This window comes from Streptomyces sp. NRRL WC-3605 (genome assembly GCF_001509795.1).
GTDB classification, from domain to species: Bacteria; Actinomycetota; Actinomycetes; order Streptomycetales; family Streptomycetaceae; genus Streptomyces; species Streptomyces viridochromogenes.
Map to the genome: position 1 here is coordinate 25,026 of NZ_LLZN01000079.1, position 20,516 is coordinate 45,541.

Annotated in this window: 19 protein-coding genes and 1 riboswitch; of the genes, 5 read left to right on the plus strand and 14 right to left on the minus strand. The window is 72.7% G+C overall.

The window, feature by feature from the left end; all coding sequences use genetic code 11:
• Window positions 1-161: 161 nt before the first annotated feature.
• On the minus strand, window positions 162-1,703 hold the full coding sequence (locus tag ADL34_RS26180) for an amino acid permease (RefSeq protein ID WP_062674389.1): 1,542 nt from the start codon (window positions 1,701-1,703) through the stop codon (window positions 162-164).
• Between the two features lie 36 nt (window positions 1,704-1,739).
• Window positions 1,740-2,693: a hypothetical protein gene (locus tag ADL34_RS26185; protein ID WP_199835637.1), complete on the minus strand. Its 954-nt coding sequence runs from the start codon at window positions 2,691-2,693 to the stop codon at window positions 1,740-1,742.
• 194 nt (window positions 2,694-2,887) lie between these two features.
• Between ADL34_RS26185 and ADL34_RS26190 the strand changes: the two genes are divergently transcribed.
• On the plus strand, window positions 2,888-3,562 hold the full coding sequence (locus ADL34_RS26190) for a uridine kinase family protein (RefSeq protein WP_079034489.1): 675 nt from the start codon (window positions 2,888-2,890) through the stop codon (window positions 3,560-3,562).
• A 430-nt stretch (window positions 3,563-3,992) separates the two neighbouring features.
• A complete protein-coding gene (locus ADL34_RS26195) occupies window positions 3,993-5,852 on the plus strand; it encodes an AAA family ATPase (RefSeq protein ID WP_062674385.1) in 1,860 nt (619 codons plus the stop codon).
• Between the two features lie 24 nt (window positions 5,853-5,876).
• Here ADL34_RS26195 and ADL34_RS26200 read toward each other — a convergent pair whose 3' ends face one another.
• The 9 genes from ADL34_RS26200 to ADL34_RS26240 all read right to left on the minus strand — a co-directional run bounded on the left by ADL34_RS26200 (window position 5,877) and on the right by ADL34_RS26240 (window position 13,375).
• Window positions 5,877-6,965: a hemolysin family protein gene (locus ADL34_RS26200; protein WP_062674383.1), complete on the minus strand. Its 1,089-nt coding sequence runs from the start codon at window positions 6,963-6,965 to the stop codon at window positions 5,877-5,879.
• Window positions 6,962-8,287 (minus strand): hemolysin family protein, encoded by a 1,326-nt coding sequence (locus ADL34_RS26205; RefSeq protein ID WP_062674381.1) that lies wholly within the window; start codon window positions 8,285-8,287, stop codon window positions 6,962-6,964. Before ADL34_RS26205 ends, ADL34_RS26200 begins: the two co-directional genes overlap by 4 nt.
• A gap of 265 nt (window positions 8,288-8,552) precedes the next feature.
• Window positions 8,553-9,008 (minus strand): PH domain-containing protein, encoded by a 456-nt coding sequence (locus ADL34_RS26210; protein WP_062674436.1) that lies wholly within the window; start codon window positions 9,006-9,008, stop codon window positions 8,553-8,555.
• A gap of 32 nt (window positions 9,009-9,040) precedes the next feature.
• Window positions 9,041-9,892: an ATP phosphoribosyltransferase gene (gene hisG / locus ADL34_RS26215; protein ID WP_062674379.1), complete on the minus strand. Its 852-nt coding sequence runs from the start codon at window positions 9,890-9,892 to the stop codon at window positions 9,041-9,043.
• Window positions 9,893-9,940: 48 nt separating this feature from the next.
• Window positions 9,941-10,213: a phosphoribosyl-ATP diphosphatase gene (locus ADL34_RS26220; RefSeq protein ID WP_003988914.1), complete on the minus strand. Its 273-nt coding sequence runs from the start codon at window positions 10,211-10,213 to the stop codon at window positions 9,941-9,943.
• A 34-nt stretch (window positions 10,214-10,247) separates the two neighbouring features.
• Window positions 10,248-10,733: a 6,7-dimethyl-8-ribityllumazine synthase gene (gene ribH / locus ADL34_RS26225; RefSeq protein WP_062674377.1), complete on the minus strand. Its 486-nt coding sequence runs from the start codon at window positions 10,731-10,733 to the stop codon at window positions 10,248-10,250.
• A 25-nt stretch (window positions 10,734-10,758) separates the two neighbouring features.
• Window positions 10,759-12,123 (minus strand): bifunctional 3,4-dihydroxy-2-butanone-4-phosphate synthase/GTP cyclohydrolase II, encoded by a 1,365-nt coding sequence (locus ADL34_RS26230; protein WP_062674375.1) that lies wholly within the window; start codon window positions 12,121-12,123, stop codon window positions 10,759-10,761.
• Complete coding sequence (locus tag ADL34_RS26235) at window positions 12,120-12,761, minus strand: nicotinamide mononucleotide transporter family protein (protein WP_062674373.1); 642 nt, start codon at window positions 12,759-12,761, stop codon at window positions 12,120-12,122. The genes ADL34_RS26230 and ADL34_RS26235 overlap by 4 nt, the downstream gene beginning before the upstream one ends.
• Window positions 12,758-13,375, minus strand: a complete 618-nt coding sequence (locus tag ADL34_RS26240; RefSeq protein WP_062674370.1) for a riboflavin synthase — start codon at window positions 13,373-13,375, stop codon at window positions 12,758-12,760. Before ADL34_RS26240 ends, ADL34_RS26235 begins: the two co-directional genes overlap by 4 nt.
• 147 nt (window positions 13,376-13,522) lie before the next feature.
• Window positions 13,523-13,653, minus strand: a riboswitch (FMN riboswitch).
• A 398-nt stretch (window positions 13,654-14,051) separates the two neighbouring features.
• On the opposite strand from ADL34_RS26240, the gene ADL34_RS26245 reads away from it, so the two are divergent.
• Window positions 14,052-14,801, plus strand: coding sequence for an SDR family oxidoreductase (locus ADL34_RS26245; RefSeq protein ID WP_062674368.1), 750 nt, complete (start codon window positions 14,052-14,054; stop codon window positions 14,799-14,801).
• Here the strand turns inward: ADL34_RS26245 and ADL34_RS26250 are convergent.
• On the minus strand, window positions 14,798-15,997 hold the full coding sequence (locus ADL34_RS26250; RefSeq protein ID WP_062674366.1) for an ROK family transcriptional regulator: 1,200 nt from the start codon (window positions 15,995-15,997) through the stop codon (window positions 14,798-14,800). The two genes, ADL34_RS26245 and ADL34_RS26250, sit on opposite strands and share 4 nt — an antisense overlap.
• Before the next feature lie 129 nt (window positions 15,998-16,126).
• On the opposite strand from ADL34_RS26250, the gene ADL34_RS26255 reads away from it, so the two are divergent.
• Entirely contained in the window at window positions 16,127-17,338 is a 1,212-nt protein-coding gene (locus ADL34_RS26255) for an MFS transporter (protein WP_062674364.1), read from the plus strand.
• Here the strand turns inward: ADL34_RS26255 and ADL34_RS26260 are convergent.
• On the minus strand, window positions 17,298-17,756 hold the full coding sequence (locus ADL34_RS26260; protein ID WP_062674362.1) for an acyl-CoA thioesterase: 459 nt from the start codon (window positions 17,754-17,756) through the stop codon (window positions 17,298-17,300). The genes ADL34_RS26255 and ADL34_RS26260 overlap by 41 nt on opposite strands.
• A 143-nt stretch (window positions 17,757-17,899) precedes the next feature.
• Here ADL34_RS26260 and ADL34_RS26265 point away from each other — a divergent pair, with 143 nt between their 5' ends.
• Entirely contained in the window at window positions 17,900-19,309 is a 1,410-nt protein-coding gene (locus ADL34_RS26265; RefSeq protein ID WP_062674360.1) for a uracil-xanthine permease family protein, read from the plus strand.
• Here ADL34_RS26265 and ADL34_RS26270 read toward each other — a convergent pair.
• Window positions 19,291-20,415: a glycoside hydrolase family 6 protein gene (locus ADL34_RS26270; protein WP_062674358.1), complete on the minus strand. Its 1,125-nt coding sequence runs from the start codon at window positions 20,413-20,415 to the stop codon at window positions 19,291-19,293. The two genes, ADL34_RS26265 and ADL34_RS26270, sit on opposite strands and share 19 nt — an antisense overlap.
• Between the last annotated feature and the right edge of the window lie 101 nt (window positions 20,416-20,516).

Here is a 20,516-nt window from a genome sequence, read left to right on the forward strand (position 1 = left end):
CAGCACTTCGGCCCCGGGCGCGCCTGCCAATATTGGTCTCGACCACTGGCATGACCTGCGATTGCCCGCGAAGATCCCCTTCGCGTCCGTATGCCGGGGCGGCCGTCCCGCGGCCCGCGCGTACGCCGTACCGGTGTACGCCGAAGCCGCGGGACGCGCCCTCAGACGAGATCCATGGCGGCCACCTCGTCGGGGCGCCCGTAGCTCACGGGACCGTGGAAGCGGCGCCGCGCCGAGGTGAACCACCACAGCGTGGCCACGCCCAGGACGGCCGCGAGGACGACCGGCGCGTAGTTGAACGAGGTCACGGTGACCGGCGCGGCGTGCGGCAGCATGAACAGGGCGCTGCTGAGCACGATCCAGCCCACCGCGACCGTCCCGACCGGGCGGCCCCAGCGGCCCAGATTCCACGGGCCCGGCTCGAAGGCGTCACCGAGCCGCAGCCGCAGCAGGATCGGGATGCCGTAGGCGAGGAAGAGCCCGACGACGTTGACGCTGACGACGGCGGTGAACGCGGTGTGCGACCACCAGCCGGGCAGGACCAGCACCAGCGAGCAGCCGACGGCGAGCCAGACCGCGTTGACCGGGGTACGGGTGCGCGGGGAGACCGAGTGCCACCAGCGGGACCCCGGCATCGCGCCGTCCCGGGAGAAGGCGAAGATCTGCCGGGCGTTGCTGGTGAGGTTGGCCAGTCCGCAGAACAGCATCGCGCCGATCACGATGATCAGCAGCGCCTTCGCGGCGGCCAGGCCGACCGCGTCCGTCAGGAGGCGCACGGCGGGGGCGTCGGCGGCGGCCACCCGGTGGTAGTCCCGCACGCTGTGGACGAGGGCGCACATCAGGACGAGACCCGCCAGCGCCGAGGACGCTATCGAACGGGTGATCCCTTTCGGCGCGTTGACGGTCGCGCGGACCGTTTCCTCGGACATGTGGAAGCTGCCGTCGAAGCCGGTGAAGGTCCAGCTGGTGACCAGAAGCCCGAGCATGCCGCCGTAAAGACCGCTCGTGAAACCGGTGTTGTTCGCGAAATAGGTGACGAACGACGCCGGCTGGTGCCGGTCGGGCACGGTGACGAGGGCGGTCACGATGACGACCAGCCCGCAGAGCAGCCACCACACGGAGATCCGGTTCAGCACGGCGACCAGCTGCACGGTGTAGGTGTTGGCGAGCCCCTGCGCCACGATGATCAGGGCCGTGAGCAGCACCGTCCGGTGGCCGGTCGGCTCGTAGCCGGGCCACTGTAGGGCGATCAGGGCTTGCAGGAAGGTGGCGGCGGCGTACCCGGTGGCGGCCGTGCCGCCGACCTGGCCGACGAAGTTGAGCCAGCCCGTGTACCAGGACCAGGCGCCTTTGTGCCGACGGGCGAGCTTCCCCGCGGAGAAATACAGGGCGCCGCTCGTCGGATAGGCCGAGGCGACCTCCGCCATCGATGCCCCCACGAAGAGCACCATGACGGACACACCGATCCAGCCGAAGACGAGAATTGCGGGACCGCCCGCGGCAAGGCCGAATCCGAAACCGGAGAAGATTCCGGCGACCACGTTGATGACGGTGAAGGAGATGGCGAAATTGTCGAACGCCTGAAAACGACGTGTGAGTTTCCTCGGATAACCCATCGCGTGCAGGGTCGCGTCGTCGTCCAGCGCGATCGGATCCGCTGCCCGGCGTGCCCGGGCACGCGGGGCCGGTATCCGTGAGGACACGGTTCTGGCCTTCCTCTCGGTGGGGGGTGGAGGCCGTCAGGCGCCGGGGACGGGCAGACCGCAGACGCGGCGCGCCCGGGACAGCTCGTCGGCCGGGTCGCCGAAGACGGCCCAGGGCATGCGCGAGGCGTACGGCCCCATGGCCGTGAACGCCGTCCGCGCCTCCTCCGCACGCCGGGCCATGACCAGGGCGTGCGCGAGATACGCGAGGTCGAGGACCGGGGTGAAGGCGTAGTCGGCCACCGTGGGCAGCCAGTCGCGGTGCAGGGCGACCGCCGTGGCACGCCACTGCGGCTGCTCCCAGACGCGGTCGGCGAGCAGCCGGGTGGGGTCGTAGCACTCGACGAGGGCGACCAGGGGCAGCAGCCCAAGGGCCGAGCCGGCCGGGGCCCGCTGGCCGAGGAAGGCGGCCACGTCCCAGGCGGCGGTCACGGAGCCGCCGTGGCGGGGGAAGAAGCAGGCGAGGAAGCGGTGGTGGGCCTCGCGGTGCCAGGGGTCAAGCGACAGGACGTGGGCGAAGAGGCGCCAGGGCCCGGGGGGCGCGGTGAGCAGACCCCTCGGCGCCGTGTCGCGCAGTCGGTGGAGGCGGGCCATCGCCAGCTTGGCCACCCAGGGCGTGGGGTCGGCGGGGTCGGCCCGCGCGGCCCGGTCGCAGGCGGCCAGCGCGATGCGCTCCAGCGCCTCTGCCCGCGGGTCGTGGGCGTCGGCCGCGCGCAGTGCCCGCACCACCGCGACGCGCGCCCACAGCAGCTTCGCCTCCGGGCCGGGCTCCTCGGCCAGCCAGCGCTCCACGAGATCGGAGTCGGCGGCCTCCGAGGCGAGCACCAGCGAGCGGTGGGCCCGCAGCGCGAAGTCGCCCCGGGTTTCCGCCAAAGCCTCGCGGGCGCCCAGATATCGGCCGGCCCGCACCTCGACGCAAACGCGCGCGAGCACCCGGTCGTCGGCCGCCGGATGCCACACGTACTGCCCCTCGAATAACCCAGCGGTCATCTGTCCCAGCCCATCCCCCGTTGTGACACCTCACCGTTGCGCACCAGGCACCCTACTCAGCGTCGCCCGCCTCCGGAACATGGATTTCACGGCGGTGGCCGGAGTTTTTCGACGGGAATGGAGAAAACATGGAGTAGTTCAAAGCGACACGTTTTCCCATCACGATCCGGACTCGGTTCCGGCCGCCCACTAGAATGTGCCGACGCGTCGCACCAGCACTCCCTCCGACTTCGACTTCGGGAAGAACGATTCACGAGCTCGCCTCCCGGCTGCGCCGGCTGCCACCCTCCTGCGGTCCGGTCCGCCTGATCGCCGTCGACGGGCACGCCGGCTCCGGAAAGTCCACGTTCGCCGCCGAGTTGGCGCGCTCCCTTGGGGACGCCCCGGTCCTGCACCTCGACGACATCGCCAGTCACGACGAGCTGTTCGACTGGACGGCGCGGCTGACCGCCCAGGTGATCGAGCCGTTCACGCGTGGCGGGACCGCCCGCTACACCCCCTACGACTGGCGGGCGCGCCGCTTCGGGCCCCCGGTCGCCCTGCCGCCCGAGCCGGTGGTCGTCCTGGAGGGGGTGGGCGCGGGCCGGCGCGCCCTGCGGCCGTACCTGGCCCGGCTGCTGTGGATGGAGCTGCCGTCCGGGGAGGCGTGGGCCCGCGGCCGCGCCCGCGACGGGGAGGAGCAGCGGGAGTTCTGGGACGGCTGGGTCGGGGCGGAACGCGCGCACTTCGCCGAGGACCCGTCCCGGCCCTTCGCGGACCTCCTGGTCCACCAGGGACCCGAGGGGTACGAGGTGACTTCCGGGCCTGCCGTGACCGCTGGCGCGGACCACTCGGTCACCCACGGTGACGGCCCATCTGCAATGTGCTGAACTTGTGAAGACGGCTCCTCGGCGGCTTCCCAGAGTGCCCCAACTCGGCTTGACCCAGGGGCCGTACAGGTCTTACGTTCTGAATGTGCGGTCATGAGAAACCGCTCTCCAGACGCGAAGCCCCCGGTTGTTCCCCCGTGATCGGGGGCTTCGTTCTGCCCGGACGCCGTTTCCCGGGCGCCGAGGGGGGTGATCCGATCACCCTCGGTCACCGCCCCGCGCGCTCCCGATGTGCTCCCACCTCCCCCGACGGCCTGTGCGGCACCCTGGGGCGCGCCACGCCCTCGCAGGTACGATGCCCCTGGTGCGACCTACGGACGGCTGCTCTGCGCACCGTGGCAACTCCGGTCCGCGGTACGGCGGTTCGATACCGGCGGGCGGGGGCGAGCGGTCGGCCAACCGACGGGGGGCACGGTTTGTGGGGGACGTGATGGACTTCGGCACGCAGGGCCCCGAGGCCCCGGCCGACCTCGCCTGGCTGCGAGGTGTGGACGCGTACACGATGGGGGCGTATCCGCAGGCGGAGGAGGAGTTCCGCACCGCGGTGCGGATCGATCCCGGGATGGCCGACGGCTGGCTCGGCCTGCACGCGCTGCGGGTCGACACGACGACCGCGCTGCTGCGGATGTTCCGGCACCGGGACCGCTTCGGGGAACAGCGCGCCCGGCACCGCCGTACGCTCAACTCCTGGTACTGGCTGGGCTGGTGGGTGCAGCCGGTGCTGGAGAGCCCGCGCGATCTGCTGCTGGCCCACGCCTCGCACTGGCTGGACGGACGGCATGTCCCCGAACTGGACCGCGCGCTCGCCGGGCTGCCGCCCGTGGACACCGACCACCAGGTCCGCTTCCTGCACGCCTGCCGGGCCTATCTGGTCAAGGACTGGGAGCAGCTCGTCCGGCACACCGACCCGCTGCTCGACGATCCGATGCTGGGCATCGAGGCCGGCCTGTTCGGCGGCATGGCGCGGGTGCGGCTGGAGATGTACGGGCAGGCCGAACCGCTGCTGTCGGCCGCGCTGATGCGGTGCCGCAGCGAGCAGCCGCAGCGCAAGGAGCTGCGGTACTGGCTGGCCCGCGCGCACGAGGGCACCGGCCGCTCGGCGGCGGCGCTCCCCCTGTACCGGGCGGTGCACCGCGTCGACCCGGCCTTCATGGACACCTCCGCCCGGCTCGCCGCCATCGCCGAGGGCGACGGGTACGACGACAACGCGGACCTGGCCGCGATCACGCTGGCCGGGTTCGGGCAGGACGTCGACGGCTCGGACGGGCTCGACCCGCTGTTCGGCGTCGAGGGCCGCGACCTGAGGCTGCCGGACCCCGAGCCACCCACCGGTCCGCTGCCGTCGGTGGCGGACCCGGCGGTGCGGGAGAAGGCGGCCGTGTCGTCACAGCCACTGCCCGCCGGTCCGACCGACCCCGCGTTACTCGAGGAGGCGCTGGCCGAACTCGAGCGCATGGTGGGGCTGGAGCCGGTCAAACGCCAGGTCAAGGCGCTGTCCGCGCAGCTGAACATGGCGCGGCTGCGGGCCGGGCAGGGCCTGCCGGTACAGCCGCCGAAACGGCACTTCGTCTTCTCCGGTCCCTCCGGCACCGGCAAGACCACCGTCGCCCGGATCCTGGGCCGGGTCTTCTACGCGCTGGGGCTGCTCGGCGGCGACCACCTCGTGGAGGCCCAGCGGGCCGACCTGGTCGGCGAGTACCTGGGCCAGACCGCCGTGAAGGCCAACGAACTCATCGACTCCGCGCTCGGCGGCGTCCTGTTCGTGGACGAGGCGTACTCGCTGTCCAACACGGGATACGGCAAGGGCGACGCCTACGGCGACGAGGCCCTGCAGGTGCTGCTGAAGCGGGCCGAGGACAACCGGGACCACCTGGTCGTGATCCTCGCCGGCTATCCCGAGGGCATGGACCGGCTGCTGGCCGCCAACCCCGGGCTGTCCTCCCGGTTCACCACCCGCGTCGACTTCCCCTCCTACCGCCCGCTGGAGCTGACCGCGATCGGCGAGGTGCTCGCCGCCGAGAACGGCGACCTCTGGGACGAGGAGGCGCTGGACGAGCTGCGGTCCATCGCCGGGCACGTGGTCGACCAGGGGTGGATCGACGAGCTGGGCAACGGGCGGTTCCTGCGCACGCTGTACGAGAAAAGCTGCGCCTACCGGGACCTGCGGCTGTCGTCCTACCCGGGCGCGCTGACCCGGGAGGAACTGGCCACGCTGCGGCTGCCCGATCTGATGCAGGCGTACGGCGAGGTGCTGTCGGGGCGGGGGCCGCAGGACCCGTCGGCGCGCTGACAGGTCCCGCGGCGTACGGCCGGCTCAGCCGGCCAGGGCTCCCTCCGGCTCACCCGTGCTCAGCCGGGGGCCGGTCACCCGGACCTCCGGCAGCTCCCGGTGGGCCGGGTCGCGGACCTCGCCCACCAGCAGCTCCAGCACGTCCTCCAGGGCGACCAGACCGAGGACCCGGCCGGACGCGTCGGCCACCTGGGCCAGATGGGTGGCGGCCCGGCGCATCACCGTCAGGGCGTCGTCCAGGGGCAGTTCGGAGCGCAGGGTCGTCATCGAGCGCCACAGGTGCTGCGGCACCGCCCGGTCGGACTCCTCCAGGTCCAGGACGTCCTTCACGTGCAGATAGCCCATGAAGGCGCCGTTCTCGGCCGCGACCGGGAACCGGGAGTAGCCGGTGCGGGCGGTGAGGGCGACGATCCGGCCGGGGGTGACCGAGGGGCTGACCGTGACCAGCGACTCGCGCCGGAGCAGGACGTCCGTCACCGGGCGCGAACCCAGCTCCAGGGCGTCCTCCAGGCGCTCCTGCTCCTCGGGGTCGAGCAGTCCGGCCTGGCCGGAGTCCTCCACGAGCCGGTTCAGCTGCTCGCTGGTGAACACCGCCTCGACCTCGTCCTTCGGCTCCACGTGGAACAGCCGCAGGATGGCCCGCGCGACCGCGCCGAGAGCGACGGTGATCGGCCGGCAGAAGCGGGCGAAGTACACCAGGCCGGGGCTCAGCCACAGCGCGACCTTCTCCGGTGCCGCCATGGCCAGGTTCTTCGGCACCATCTCGCCGATGACCAGGTGGAAGAAGACCACGGCGGCGAGCGCGATGACATAGGTGAGCGGATGGATCATGCCGTCCGGCAGGCGCACCCACTCGAACACCGGCTCCAGCAGATGCGCCACCGTCGGCTCGGCGACCGCGCCGAGCGTCAGGGAGCAGACGGTGATGCCGAACTGGGCGGCGGCCATCATCTGCGGCAGGTGCTCCAGGCCGTACAGCACCTGGCGGGCGCGGGCCGTGCCGAGCGGTTCGACCTGGCTGCGGCGGACCGAGACCAGGGCGAACTCGGCTCCCACGAAGAAGCCGTTGGCGAGCACGAGCAGCGCCGCGAAGAGAAGTTGGAGCACGCTCATCGGGTGACCTCCACGACGGCCCCGGTGCGCACCAGCCGGACCCGTTCGGCCCGGTAGTGCCCGACCCGGCGCACGGACAGCCGCCAGCCGGGCAGCTCCGCCCTGTCACCGACGGCCGGGATCCGTCCGAGCAGGTCGGCGACCAGGCCCGCGACGGTCTCGTACGGCCCCTCGGGCACGTCGAGACCTATCCGCAGGAGGATGTCGACCCGGCAGCTGCCGTCGGCGTCCCAGGCGGGCCGGCCGTCCTCGGGCGGCGCCGCGGCGAGCTCGGGCAGGTCCTGCCCGTCGTGCTCGTCCCGGACCTCGCCGACGATCTCCTCGACGATGTCCTCCAGCGTCACCACGCCCGCTGTGCCGCCGTACTCGTCGACGACGACGGCGATGGGCTGCTCGCTGCGCAGCCGGGCGAGGAGCGGCTGGACCGGCAGGGTCTCGGGGACCAGCAGGGCCGGGCGGGCGATCCGGCCGACGGGGGTGCGCAGCCGGTCGCTCGAACGGATCGCGAGCGCGTCCTTCAGATGGACCATGCCGACGATCTCGTCGATCCGCTCCCGGTAGACCGGGAAGCGGGACAGGCCGGTGGCGCGGGTGAGGTTCACCACGTCCTCGGCCGTGGCCGACGACTGGAGCGCGCTGACCTTCACCCGGGGGGTCATCACGTGCTGCGCGGTCAGCTCGCCGAGGGACAGGGTGCGGACGAACAGGTCCGCGGTGTCCTGCTCCAGGGCGCCTGCCTGTGCGGAGTGGCGGGCCAGGGAGACCAGCTCGCCGGGGGTGCGGGCGGACGCCAGCTCCTCGGCGGGCTCGATGCCCATGGCCCGCACGAGACGGTTGGCGACGGAGTTCAGCGCGGCGATCACCGGGCGGAACAGCCGGGCGAAGACGTGCTGGGGTCCGGCGACGAAGCGCGCGACCTGAAGGGGCCGCGACACCGCCCAGTTCTTGGGCACGAGCTCGCCGATCACCATCTGCACGGCCGAGGCCAGCAGCATGCCGACGACCACGGCGACACCGGACACCGCCCCCTCGGGGACGCCGATCGCGCCGAACGGGCCGCCCAGCAGCTGGGCCAGGGCCGGTTCGGCGAGCATGCCGACGACCAGGGAGGTGATGGTGATGCCGAGCTGGGTGCCGGAGAGCTGGAAGGACAGTTCCCGGAGGGAGGCGACGACCCGATGGGCCCGTCGGTCGCCCTCGGCGGCGGCCTTCTCGGCGTCCGTGGCCTCGACGGTGACCAGGCCGAACTCGGCGGCCACGAAGAAGCCGTTGGCAAGGATGAGGAGGAACGCGGCTGCCAGGAGCAGCAGGGGGGTACTCATGATGCCGCCGCCCCGGTATGTCGGGGGCGGGCGGCGCAGGTACTACAGGACGATCCGTCCATCGCTGGAGGGAATCACTCCTCGGGTAGGAGGGGCCTTCGAAGGACCGGTCGGACCCACGAGAGGCGGAGGCGTCGTGAGAACGCCTCCGCCAACAGATTAATCAAGACCGGGGCACTTGCGGCAGGGCGAGCGCCCCCGAGTGCGCCCTGATGGGTGTCGGGCGGACCCTGACAGGGGCCGGGCCGGCCGCGACGGATGTCGGTCAGCCCTGACGGCCCTCGGGGTCCTGGACGGACCGGGCCTCGGCGAGGGCGCGCAGGGCACGGGCGTCGGCGATGGCCTTCTCCTTGGCGATACCGGGCTGGATGCCGAGCGCGGGCAGGCTGGTGCCGTCGCTGAGGTTGAGGAACACCCAGGGGTCGCCGGGCCGCAGGTTCACCTGGACGATCTCGGCCCAGGCGAGCCGGCGCCGGGATGCGATGTTCACCACGGTGACACCCGCCTCGTCGGCGACCACGCGGACGCGTGCCAGCTGGGCGAGCACGGCGAACATGAGGGCGCCGGTGAGGACGAAGCTGAGCCGCTCCCCCGGGCCGAGCTTGTCCAGCAGCAGCGCGACCGCCGTGATGACGACGAAGATCGCCACGCCCGCGCTGAGCAGGATGGCGCGGGTGCGGCCCGGCCGGAAGGTGACGGGGAGGGTGGGCAGCTCGGACATGACGGGGCTCTCGGAGGACATCTCGGTGCGGGTCAGAGGCGGCAGGCGTGGATGGCCGTCGTCAGGATGGCGCGGGCGCCGATGTCGTACAGGTCGTCCATGATCCGCTGGGCCTCGCGGGCCGGGACCATGGCACGGACGGCGACCCAGCCCTCGTTGTGCAGCGGTGAGACCGTCGGCGACTCCAGGCCGGGCGTGAGGGCGACGGCCTTCTCCAGCTGCTCGACGCGGCAGTCGTAGTCCATCATCACGTACGTCCGGGCGACCAGGACGCCCTGGAGGCGGCGCAGGAACTGCTGCACCTTGGGGTCCTCGGCGTCCGCGCCGGTACGACGGATGACGGCGGCCTCGGACTTCATGATCGGCTCGCCGACGACCTCCAGGCCGGCGTTGCGCAGCGAGGTGCCGGTCTCGACGACGTCCGCGATGACCTGGGCGACGCCGAGCTGGATGGCGGTCTCGACGGCGCCGTCGAGGTGCACGACGGAGGCGTCGATGCCGTGGTCGGCGAGGTACTTGGCGACGATGCCCTCGTAGGAGGTGGCGATCGTCTTGCCCTTGAGGTCCGCCAGGTCGCCGCCGACGGTGCCCGGCTTGGTGGCGAAGCGGAACGTGGAGCGGGCGAAGCCGAGCGGAAGGATCTCCTCGGCCTCGGCGCCCGAGTCGATCAGCAGGTCGCGGCCGGTGATGCCGATGTCGAGCTGGCCGGAGGCGACGTAGATCGCGATGTCGCGGGGGCGGAGGTAGAAGAACTCGACCTCGTTGACCGGGTCGACGATCCGCAGCTCCTTGGACTCCCGCCGCTGCTGGTAGCCGGCCTCATGCAGCATGTCCGCCGCAGGGCCGGAGAGTGAACCCTTGTTGGGGACGGCGATGCGCAGCATGAGGTCGGCTTCCTTCGTTCGCTTGGCGGTGGAGTGGGGTGGTCGTGCTCAGAGATGGGCGTAGACGTCGTCCAGGGAGATCCCGCGGGCGACCATCATCACCTGGACGTGGTAGAGCAGCTGCGAGATCTCCTCGGCGGCGGCTTCCTTGCCCTCGTACTCGGCGGCCATCCAGACCTCGGCGGCCTCCTCGACGACCTTCTTGCCGATGGCGTGGACGCCCTTCTCGACGAGTTCGGCGGTGCGGGAAGTGGCGGGATCGCCCTGGGCGGCCTTGTGCTGGAGCTCGGTGAAGAGCTCCTCGAACGTCTTCTTGGACATGGTGACGCTCAGCCTATGCCACATGTGCCGTTCGTCAGCGCCAGGGTTCGGATACTGAGCGCAGGGTCGCCGCCGTCGCCACGGCCGCGGTCACCGCCTCGTGCCCCTTGTCCTCGCTGGAGCCCTCGATGCCGGCCCGGTCGAGGGCCTGCTCCTCGGTGTCGCAGGTCAGCACGCCGAACCCGACGGGGACGCCGGTGTCGACCGAGACCTGGGTGAGGCCCTGGGTCACGCCCTGGCACACGTACTCGAAGTGGGGGGTGCCGCCGCGGATGACGACACCCAGGGCCACGATCGCGTCGTAGCCGCGGCCCGCGAGGACCTTGGCGACGACCGGGAGCTCCCAGCTGCCGGGGACCCTGAGCAGGGTCGGCTCGTCGATCCCCAGGTCGTGCAGGGCGCGCAGCGCGCCGTCGACCAGTCCGTCCATCACCTTCTCGTGCCACTGTGCCGCGATGACGGCGACCCGCAGGTCACCCACATTGCGTACGGACAGGTCCGGTGCGCCCTTGCCGCTCACGTTCTCTCGACTCCTCGGTGTGGTCTTACTGACTGGTGCAGGTGGACAGGGTGGACGGGGCGGGGACCGCGGGCTCCGGGTCCAGCCAGGGCAGGTCGTGCCCCATCCGGTCGCGCTTGGTGCGCAGGTACCGCAGGTTGTGCTCGCCCGCCTGGACGGGCATCGGCTCGCGCTCGCCGACCCGGATGCCGTGGGCGAGCAGCGCGGCGGACTTGTCGGGGTTGTTGGTCAGCAGCCGCACGCTGCGCACGCCGAGGTCGGCGAGGATGCGCGCGCCGGCGCCGTAGTCGCGGGCGTCGGCGGGGAGGCCGAGTTCGAGGTTGGCGTCGAGGGTGTCGCGGCCGCGCTCCTGGAGTTCGTAGGCGCGCAGTTTGGACATCAGGCCGATGCCCCGGCCCTCGTGGCCGCGCAGGTAGACGACGACGCCGCGGCCCTCCTCCTGGATCCGGTCCAGCGCGGCCTCCAACTGGGGGCCGCAGTCGCAGCGCTGGGAGCCGAAGACGTCACCGGTGAGGCATTCGGAGTGGACGCGGACCACGACGTCCTCGCCGTCGCCGATCTCGCCGTGGACGAGGGCGACATGCTCGACGCCGTCGACGGTGGAGCGGTAGCCGTAGGCCGTGAACGTGCCGTGGGCGGTGGGGAGACGGACCTCGGCCTCGCGCCGGACGGTGGAGTCGGCGGCGAGCCGGTCCTCGTCGGGGGCGGTGGGTTCCACGGGCTTCGGGTGCTCGGCCTCGCGGCGGTAGGCGACGAGGTCGGCGATGGAGACGATCGTCAGGCCGTGCTTGCGGGCGAACGGGATCAGCTCGGGCAGCCGCAGCATCTCGCCGTCCTCGCCGGCGATCTCCACGATGGCGCCGGCCGGGCGCAGTCCGGCGAGCCGGGCGAGGTCGACGGCGGCCTCGGTGTGCCCGTTGCGGACGAGGACGCCGCCGGGCCGGGCGCGCAGCGGGAAGATGTGGCCGGGGCGGACGAGGTCCGAGGGCTGTGCGGTGCCGCTCGCGAGGAGCTGGAGGGTGGTGGACCGGTCGGAGGCCGAGATGCCGGTGGTCACGCCGTGCTCGCCGGAGGCGTCGACGGAGACGGTGAACGCCGTCTTCATCGACTCGGTGTTGTCCGCCACCATCTGCGGCAGTTCGAGCCGGTCGAGCTCGTCGGGCTCCATGGGCGCGCAGATCAGTCCGCGGCACTCGCTCATCATGAAGGCGACGATCTCGGGTGTCGCGTGTTCGGCCGCGATGACGAGGTCGCCCTCGTTCTCGCGGTCCTCGTCGTCGACGACCACGACGGGGCGGCCGGCCGCGATGTCGGCGACGGCCCGCTCGATCGGGTCGAGTCGCAGGTCCTCGGCGCTCTCGGCGCTGTACAGAATCGGTGCCGCGGTCATGCCGGCGCTCCTTCCAGGACGGGCCGCGCGTCGTTGCGGGAGCGCAGCCACCAGTCGCGCATGCCCCACAGGACGAGTGCGCCGTAGATGACGTAGACGAAGCCGGAGAAGGCGTAGCCGTTGGCGAAGTTGAGGGGGACGCCGACGAGGTCGACGAGGAGCCAGGCGAACCAGAACTCGACCATGCCGCGTGCCTGGGCGTACATGGCGACGACGGTGCCGACGAAGATGTAGGCGTCGGGCCAGGGGTCCCAGGACAGGGTCGGGTACGCCTTGAACAGCAGGGCGACTCCGACGGTGCCGACCGCGGCCGCGCCGAGCATGGCCGCGCGCTCGCGCCAGGTGGCGAACCGGACGGCGATGTGGCCGTCCTCGCCGCGGCCCTTGCCACGCTGCCACTGCCACCAGCCGTACAGGGCGACGACCATGACGACGGCCTGCTTGCCGGCGCTGCCGGTGAGGTGCCCGAAGAAGGCGCCGAAGAGGATCAGCCCGGCGAGGAACTGCACGGGCCAGGTCCACAGGGAGCGCCGCCAGCCGAGGGCGAGGGCGGCCAGGCCGAAGAGGTTGCCGATCATGTCCGACCAGAGGATGTGCTGGCCGAACAGCGTGAACGCCTCGGAGTTCAGCGAGTTCACCGGGTGGCCGTCCCTTCGGAGGAGAGGCGGTCGCCCAGCATCCGCTCGACGTACTTGGCGATGACGTCGACCTCGAGGTTGACCGGGTCGCCGGGCTGCTTGTGGCCGAGCGTGGTCAGGTCGAGGGTGGTCGGGATGAGGCTGACGGTGAAGAAGTCGGCTCCGGCGTCGACGACGGTGAGGCTGATGCCGTCGACCGTGATGGACCCCTTCTCCACGACGTAGCGGGAGAGGTCCGCGGGGAGGGAGATCTTCACGATCTCCCAGTGCTCGGAGGGGGTGCGCTGAAGGACCTGGCCGGTGCCGTCGACGTGTCCCTGGACGATGTGCCCGCCGAGGCGGTCGCCCACGGCGGTCGGCCGCTCCAGGTTGACGCGGGAGCCCACGGTCAGGGCGCCCAGGCTGGAGCGCTTGAGGGTCTCGGCCATGACGTCGGCGGTGAACTCGTCGCCCTCGTGGTCGACGACCGTCAGGCAGACGCCGTTGACCGCGATGGAGTCGCCGTGCTTGGCGCCGTCGGTGACGACGGGGCCGCGCAGTCGGAAGCGACAGGCGTCGCCGAGGGTCTCGATGGCCGTGACGTGGCCCAGCTCTTCGACGATTCCGGTGAACACTTCCCGGGTCCTCCTGCCTCATAGGGGCACGGACTCCGGGGCTGTCGATGACGACAGAATGTACGAGCGAGAACACCGGGAGCGACGCCGGACGAGGGTCCGCCCCATGGACGAACCGGTACGGCGGCGCGCACACAGGCTCGCCCGCCGCGCACTGCCTCCCATCCGGACTTTAACCGTCGGTCCAGGAATTTCACCTGGTCAACCGGTCGCTGGAGGCGACCGGGTCGCGGACTGTAACCGCCGGTTCGGACTTTCACCGACCCCGGAGTGCGCTGCTTCTGGTACACGCCCAGTGTGCCACGACCGGTGGGCGTCCATCCGGGCGAAGGGTGTGGAGTGGCTCACAGGACGCGTCGCCGGCCTTTCCAGGCGGGCCGCGATGCCCTCAACTCCCCTGTGCCGGTGGAGTTCTGCGATTGGTCCATACCTATTGACGCTATGGTCTAGTCCTCTTTACTGTCAGCGGTGCGCGGCGGGGCTCGGCGCCCTGCCGCACCCACGAGAGCGCCCGGCGGCGGTGACGACGGCCCTTGCCCGCCGCCGGGTCTCCCCAAGCGCTCCCCTTCCGTCTCCGTCCGCCGGATGTCACATATCCCCGGGATGCTCCGTCAGGGACGACGAGGGATGCTCCGAGAACAGGAGCGTCCACGGTGCGAACGAAGGGCTGAACACGATGAGCACGATGCTGGTGACCGGCGGGACGGGGACGCTCGGCCGGATCGTCACCGAGCGGCTGCGGGCGGACGGGCACGAGGTGCGGGTGCTCAGCCGGCACGCGCAGCCGTACGCCGTCGACCTGCGCAAGGGCGGGCCCGGTCTGGACACCGCGATGGCGGGCGTGGACACGGTCGTGCACTGCGCGAGCTCACCGAACGGCGGCGACGAGGACGCGGCGCGGCATCTGATCGCCGCCGCGCGCGGGGCCGGGGTGCGCCACCTGGTCTACATCTCGATCGTCGGTGTGGACCGGGTGCCGTTCGGCTACTACCGCAGCAAGCTCGCCGTGGAGCGGCTGGTCGAGGAGTCGGGGCTGGGCTGGACCGTGCTGCGCGCGACCCAGTTCCACGATCTGCTCGCACGGATGCTGGGCGCCCTGGCCAAGCTGCCGGTCGTGCTGCTGCCGGCCCGGGTGAAGGACCAGCCGATCGAGGTCGCCGAGGTCGCGGAGCGGCTGGCAGAACTGGCCGAGGGCGAGCCCGCCGGGCGTGTGACGGACATCGGCGGCCCGGAGGTGCGGACCTTCGACTCGCTGGCCCGCTCCTACCTGAAGGCCACAGGCCGCCGGCGTCTCGTCGTGAGCGTGCCGCTGTGGGGCCGGGCGTACGGCGCGTTCCGCTCCGGCGGCCACCTCGCGCCCGAACACGCGGTGGGCAAGGGGACGTTCGAGGAGTACCTGGACCGGCGCTCCGGTCACCGTTCCTAGAGACGCCCCGACGGCGCGAACAGGATCTCCTGGGCGCGGTCGCGGGCTGTCAGGAGGGCTCCGCGCAGGACCGCCGTCCCGCCGAGGGCGCTCGGGCGGACCGCGACCGCCAGCGGGGACATGCGCCGGACCCGCTCCTCGACCAGGGCGGCGAGCGGCGGGCCGCCGGCCTGTCCGACCTCGCCGCCGAGGACCACACAGCCCGGGTCGAGGACGGCGACGACCGAGGCCACGCCGAGCGCGAGCCGGTCCGCGAGGACGCCGAGGAAGAGCCGGGCCGCCTCGCCGTCGGCCTCGCCGGCCCGCGCCACCGCCTCCCCCACCAGCCGGGCGGCGGCCGGTGCGTGGGTGTCTCCGGCACGGAAGCCGTGCTCCGCAGCGAGCCGTGCGATCGCCGCCGAGCCCGCCAGGGAGTGGAAGCCCCCCGCGCAGTCCGTCGCCGACGGCAGTCCCGTGGTGCCCGGCACCGGCAGGAAGCCGATCTCGCCGGTGCCGCCGGACGCCCCGCGGCGCAGCGCCCCGTCGAGGACGACGGCGGCGCCGGTGCCGTGTCCGAGCCACAGCAGGACGAAGGTGTCGCGGTCGCGGGCCGCGCCGTCGCGCTGTTCTGCGAGGGCGGCGAGGTTGGTCTCGTTCTCGACGCTGACGCGCGCGTCGGGGAACCGCTCCTGGAGGGTCGCGACGAGGCCGCGGTGCCACTGGGGCAGGCCGGAGGAGTCGCGCAGTTCGCCGCTGGCCGGGTCGATCAGGCCGGGGGCGCCGATGCCCACGGTGTGCGGCCGGTCCGCGCCGGCCTCCTTCACGGCCCGCTCGACCAGAGCCACCGCCCGCTCCACGGCGGGGCCCGTCCCGGTGTCGTCGCCGATGGGCACGGACGCCTCGGCGAGCACGGTGCCGATCAGGTCGGACACGGCCACGGAGACGCCCTCGGTGCGGACGTCCAGCGCGGCGAGATGGGCGCGGTCGGCGACGATGCCGTACAGCCGGGCGTTCGGGCCGCGCCGCTGCTCGCCCGCCTCGCCGACGACGGTGATCAGGCCGGCGCCCGTGAGGCGCTCGACGAGGTCGGCCACGGACGGCCGGGACAGCCCGGTCAGCTGCTTCAACTGGCCGGCCGTCAGCGGGCCCTCCTGCTGCAGCAGGCGCAGGGCGAGCCGGTCGTTGATGGCCCGGGCGGTGCTCGGGGATGCGGGCATGCCGGGATCCTTCCAGATCGGCGGGGCCGCGCGCGGCGGCGGGCACCCCGGCACTCTATCTATCAGGCAGGGTTCCTGATAGTTTACGGCCGGACCGCGCGGAGGCGGGGGCCAGGAGGGGGTCACTTCATGGGTGGGAAGGTCTACGACCTGCGGGAGGTCAGGCGCGCCCGGTACGCCGTGGCCGCCGTCTTCGCCGCGCACGGCGCCGTCACCGGGTCGTTCGCGACCCGGGTGCCGTGGATCCAGGACCACGCGGGGGTCAGCGCCGGCCAGCTCGGTCTCGCGCTGGCGTTCCCGGCGCTCGGCGCCTCCCTCGCCATGCCGCTCGCGGGCCGGGTCACCCATCGCTTCGGCGCCCGCAACGCGCTGCGCGGCCTGATGGCGCTGTGGACACTCGCCCTGACCCTGCCCTCGCTGGCACCCAACCTTCCGGCCCTGTGCCTGGCTCTGTTCGCGTTCGGCGCCACGGCGGGCATGGCGGACGTGGCGATGAACGCCCTCGGCGTCGAGGTGGAGGGCCGCCTCGGCCGTTCGATCATGTCCGGGCTGCACGGCATGTGGAGCGCCGGCGCCCTGGTCGGCTCCGCGGCCGGCACTCTCGCGGCGCACCTGGGCTCGGACGCCCGGCTGCACCACGCGCTGGCGGCGGCGGTGCTGACCGTGCTCGGGGTGGCGGCCTGCCGGTGGGTGCTGGACCTCCAGCCCGCCGAGGACGAGGACCCGCCGCCCCGGTTCGCGCTGCCGCCCCGGTCCGCCCTGCTCATCGGGGCCGTCGGGTTCTGCGCGGTCTTCGCGGAGGGGGCGAGCCTGGACTGGTCGGCGGTGTACCTGCGGGACCAGCTGGACACCTCGGCGGGGCTTGCGGCCGCGTGCACCACGGGCTTCACGCTCACGATGGCGATCGCCCGGATCGCCGGCGACCGGGTGGTGGACCGCTTCGGCTCGGTGCGCACGGTCCGGGCCAGCGGCGTCCTCGCCACGCTCGGCGGGCTGATGGTCGTCGTCTCGGACTCCCCGGCCCTGGCGATGACCGGGTTCGCGCTGCTGGGTCTCGGGATCGCGGTGGTCGTGCCGCTGTGCTTCGCGGCGGCGGGCCGCAGCGGCTCGAACCCCTCGCTGGCCATCGCGGGCGTCGCGACCATCACCTACACCTCGGGGCTGGTCGCCCCCAGCGCGATCGGCGGGCTCGCCCAGCTCACCAGCCTCGTGGTGTCGTTCTGCCTGGTCACCCTGCTCGCCTCGGGGCTCGCGGTGTTCGCGGGCGTCCTGCGCACCGCCGACCGCGACCGTCCCAAGATCAGCCGGCCGGACGCAGCAGTTCCCGGCCCGCGGCCCTGAACTCCTCGCTCCACGGCGCCGGGCGCAGCGTCCGGGCGTCGAGCCGGACCAGCACCCGGCTGCCGTGCGCGTAGGTCACGGCACCGTCGGCCGAGCAGAAGCGGAAGCCGTACGTCAGCCCGGTGGTGCCCAGCCGCTCCAGCCACAGGTGCACGGCGTAGGCGCCGGGCCTGGTCACCGGGGTCTCGTAGGTGATGCGCAGTTCCTTGACCGCGTTGCACGCGTCTCCGGCGGCCACCCAGTCGCCCTCGAAGCGGAACCCGTGCTCCTGCCACAGCTCGGTCCAGGCCCGCTCCACCATCAGCGGGTAGCGGGCGTTGTGCAGCAGCCCGAGCGCGTCGAGGTCGTCGAAGTGCACGGTGACGGGCACGAGCCGGCCGTGGGACGGGGCGGACAGGGGCAGGGCTTCGGCGGTCACGGCGGGACTCCTGGGACGTACGACAGGACCCTGCCATCCTAAGCGGACGCTCAGAAGCCGAGGTGGCCCCGGGTCGGCGGCCCGGTCCGTGTACCCGACAATGGTCCGGACCCTCGTTCGCACGACGAAAGCGAAACCGCACCATGGATCTCGGCGTCCGCTGGAAACTGCACGGAGACGGACGCACTCCGGCGCCCGGCGCGGTGGTCCGCCCGGACGAGCGGCTGTCCTGGCCGCGCACGGTCGGGCTCGGCGCCCAGCACGTGGTCGCGATGTTCGGCGCCAGCTTCGTGGCACCGGTCCTCATGGGGCTCGACCCCAACCTGGCGATCATGATGTCCGGCGTCGCCACGGTGATCTTCCTGCTGGCGACGCGCGGCCGGGTGCCCAGCTACCTCGGCTGCTCGCTGTCCTTCGTGGGCGTCGCGGCCGTCATCCGGGCGGACGGCGGGTCGAGCGCGGTCGTGACCGGCGCGGTCCTCGTGGTCGGCGCGGCGCTGTTCCTGGTCGGTCTCGCCGTGCAGCGGTTCGGGGCCCGCATCATCCACATCGCGATGCCGCCCGTCGTGACGGGCGCGGTGGTCATGCTGATCGGCTTCAACCTCGCCCCGGTGACGGCCTCCACGTACTGGCCGCAGGACCAGTGGACGGCCCTGCTGGTGATGCTGTTCACCGGTCTGGCCGTGGTCTGCCTGCGCGGTTTCTGGTCCCGGATCGCGATCTTCCTGGGTCTGGTCCTCGGGTACGCCCTGTCCTGGGTGTTCGACCGGGTCTTCGGCCGGATCCACTCGGTGGACGCGAGCGGCAAGCTCACCGACCACTGGCGGCTCGACCTGTCCGGGGTCTCGAAGGCGGACTGGATCGGCCTGCCCGAGCTGCACGGCCCGTCGTTCCAGTGGTCCGCGATCCTCGTCGCGCTGCCCGTGGTCATCGCTCTGGTCGCCGAGAACGCCGGGCACGTCAAGGCCGTCGGCGAGATGACCGGCGACAACCTCGACGACAGGCTGGGCACCGCGATCTCCGCGGACGGCGCCGCCTCGGTGCTGTCCACCGCCGTCGGCGGCCCGCCCAACACGACGTACTCCGAGAACATCGGCGTGATGGCCGCGACCCGCGTCTACTCGACCGCCGCCTACTGGGCCGCCGCCGGCTTCGCCCTCCTCTTCGGGCTCTGCCCCAAGTTCGGCGCGGTCGTGGCCGCCGTCCCCGGCGGCGTCCTCGGCGGTATCACCGTCATCCTGTACGGCATGATCGGCCTGCTCGGCGCGCAGATCTGGATCAACGCCGAGGTCGACCTGCGCAACCCGCTCAACCTGGTGCCGGCCGCGGCGGGCATCATCATCGGCGTCGGCAACGTGACGCTGGAGATCACCGACACCTTCGAGCTGAGCGGCATCGCGCTGGGCACGCTCGTCGTCATCACCGGCTACCACGCGCTGCGGGCGTTCGCCCCCGCCCACCTCAAGACGCAGCAGCCGCTGCTCGACGAGGGCACCTCGTCGTACGACGAGGGAAGCGGCGCCGGCGAGGGGCCTCAGCGCGCCAGCTCGTAGGCGTAGGAGGCGGTGAAGCTGCCGGGCTCTCCCTTGCAGCCGTCCGACTCCCCCGGCAGCTTCACCCACAGGTAGCCGTCGATCCGGGCCTCGCCGGTCGCGAGGGTCGGCGCCCGGCCCAGCTTGCGGCCCGACGGGTCGCACCACTCGCCGTCCGGCGGGGCGCCGGCGCCGTTGCGGCTGGTGTCGATGACGGCGCCCAGGCCCGGCCCTCCGCCGAGCGCGTCGAGGACCCGCTGGTCGTAGGCGATCTCGGCGGCCGTGGTGTGGAAGTTGGAGACGTTGCTGAAGACGCCGTCGGAGGACGCGGACGAGGCGGCGCCCGCCTGCCGCAGCCATCCCGCCTGCGTGGCCGGCGAGTGCCAGCCGGAATGCCCGGCGTCGTAGTACACGCGGGCCCGGGGGTCGGCGGACTTGATGACCCGGCCGGCCCGGGCCAGGGACGCGAAGCGCGCGGCGCGCTCCCCCTCGGAGAGGCACTCGGACTGGGCGACGGAGTCCGGCTCCAGGACGACGACGACGTCACCGGAGCCCAGCCCGGCCGCGAACCGGTCGATCCACGCGTCGTACGCGGCCAGGTCGGGCGCCCCGCCCTCGGAGTACCCGCCGCAGTCGCGGTCCGGGATCACGTACGGCACGACCACCGGGGTGCGGTTCTGCGCCGCGCCGGCCGAGGTGACCGCGCGGACCCGGGCGGTGATGGTGCCCGGCGTGAAGTCGGCGAACCACACGGCGGCCGGCTGGGCGGCGATCCGCGCCTGGATGACGGCGTGCCGGGGGTCGCCGGGGTGGTCGCGGACCCACTCCTGCACCTGGGAGTCCGGGTGCCGGTAGAGCCGGGTGGAGACCGAGGCCGCGCGGGGCGTCCGCTCCGGGGTCTTCGTGGGCGTCGCGGACGCCGTCCGCCGGGGGCTCGGCGAGGCCGAGGCGGAGAGGGACGCGGTGGGCGACGGCGACGCGGAGGGCGCGACGGGCAGCGCGTCGAGGCGCACGGAACGCGTCTTCTCGGACGGCCCGGCCCGCGCGGGGTCCGGCCCGCCATCGAGGGCGGAGATGAGCCCGGTGGTCGTCCCGACGGCCACCACGACCGAGGCCGCCGCGACCATGGCGCCGCGCCGTCCGGTCCTCCTGCGCGCGGCCCTGCGTGACGCACGTCGCTGGGCGCGTGTGCCTGGCACCGTCCTGCTCCCCCTCCCCCACGGCGGGC

What these genes read in the sequence shown, in the direction of transcription:
- ADL34_RS26185 (WP_199835637.1), bottom strand. Translation starts at nt 2,693, where the DNA reads ATGACCGCTGGGTTATTCGAGGGGCAGTACGTGTGGCATCCGGCGGCC.
- ADL34_RS26190 (WP_079034489.1), top strand. Translation starts at nt 2,888, where the DNA reads ATGTGCCGACGCGTCGCACCAGCACTCCCTCCGACTTCGACTTCGGGA.
- ADL34_RS26195 (WP_062674385.1), top strand. Translation starts at nt 3,993, where the DNA reads ATGGACTTCGGCACGCAGGGCCCCGAGGCCCCGGCCGACCTCGCCTGG.
- ADL34_RS26200 (WP_062674383.1), bottom strand. Translation starts at nt 6,965, where the DNA reads ATGAGCGTGCTCCAACTTCTCTTCGCGGCGCTGCTCGTGCTCGCCAAC.
- ADL34_RS26205 (WP_062674381.1), bottom strand. Translation starts at nt 8,287, where the DNA reads ATGAGTACCCCCCTGCTGCTCCTGGCAGCCGCGTTCCTCCTCATCCTT.
- ADL34_RS26210 (WP_062674436.1), bottom strand. Translation starts at nt 9,008, where the DNA reads ATGTCCGAGCTGCCCACCCTCCCCGTCACCTTCCGGCCGGGCCGCACC.
- hisG (WP_062674379.1), bottom strand. Translation starts at nt 9,892, where the DNA reads ATGCTGCGCATCGCCGTCCCCAACAAGGGTTCACTCTCCGGCCCTGCG.
- ADL34_RS26220 (WP_003988914.1), bottom strand. Translation starts at nt 10,213, where the DNA reads ATGTCCAAGAAGACGTTCGAGGAGCTCTTCACCGAGCTCCAGCACAAG.
- ADL34_RS26230 (WP_062674375.1), bottom strand. Translation starts at nt 12,123, where the DNA reads ATGACCGCGGCACCGATTCTGTACAGCGCCGAGAGCGCCGAGGACCTG.
- ADL34_RS26245 (WP_062674368.1), top strand. Translation starts at nt 14,052, where the DNA reads ATGAGCACGATGCTGGTGACCGGCGGGACGGGGACGCTCGGCCGGATC.
- ADL34_RS26250 (WP_062674366.1), bottom strand. Translation starts at nt 15,997, where the DNA reads ATGCCCGCATCCCCGAGCACCGCCCGGGCCATCAACGACCGGCTCGCC.
- ADL34_RS26255 (WP_062674364.1), top strand. Translation starts at nt 16,127, where the DNA reads ATGGGTGGGAAGGTCTACGACCTGCGGGAGGTCAGGCGCGCCCGGTAC.
- ADL34_RS26265 (WP_062674360.1), top strand. Translation starts at nt 17,900, where the DNA reads ATGGATCTCGGCGTCCGCTGGAAACTGCACGGAGACGGACGCACTCCG.
- ADL34_RS26270 (WP_062674358.1), bottom strand. Translation starts at nt 20,415, where the DNA reads ATGGTCGCGGCGGCCTCGGTCGTGGTGGCCGTCGGGACGACCACCGGG.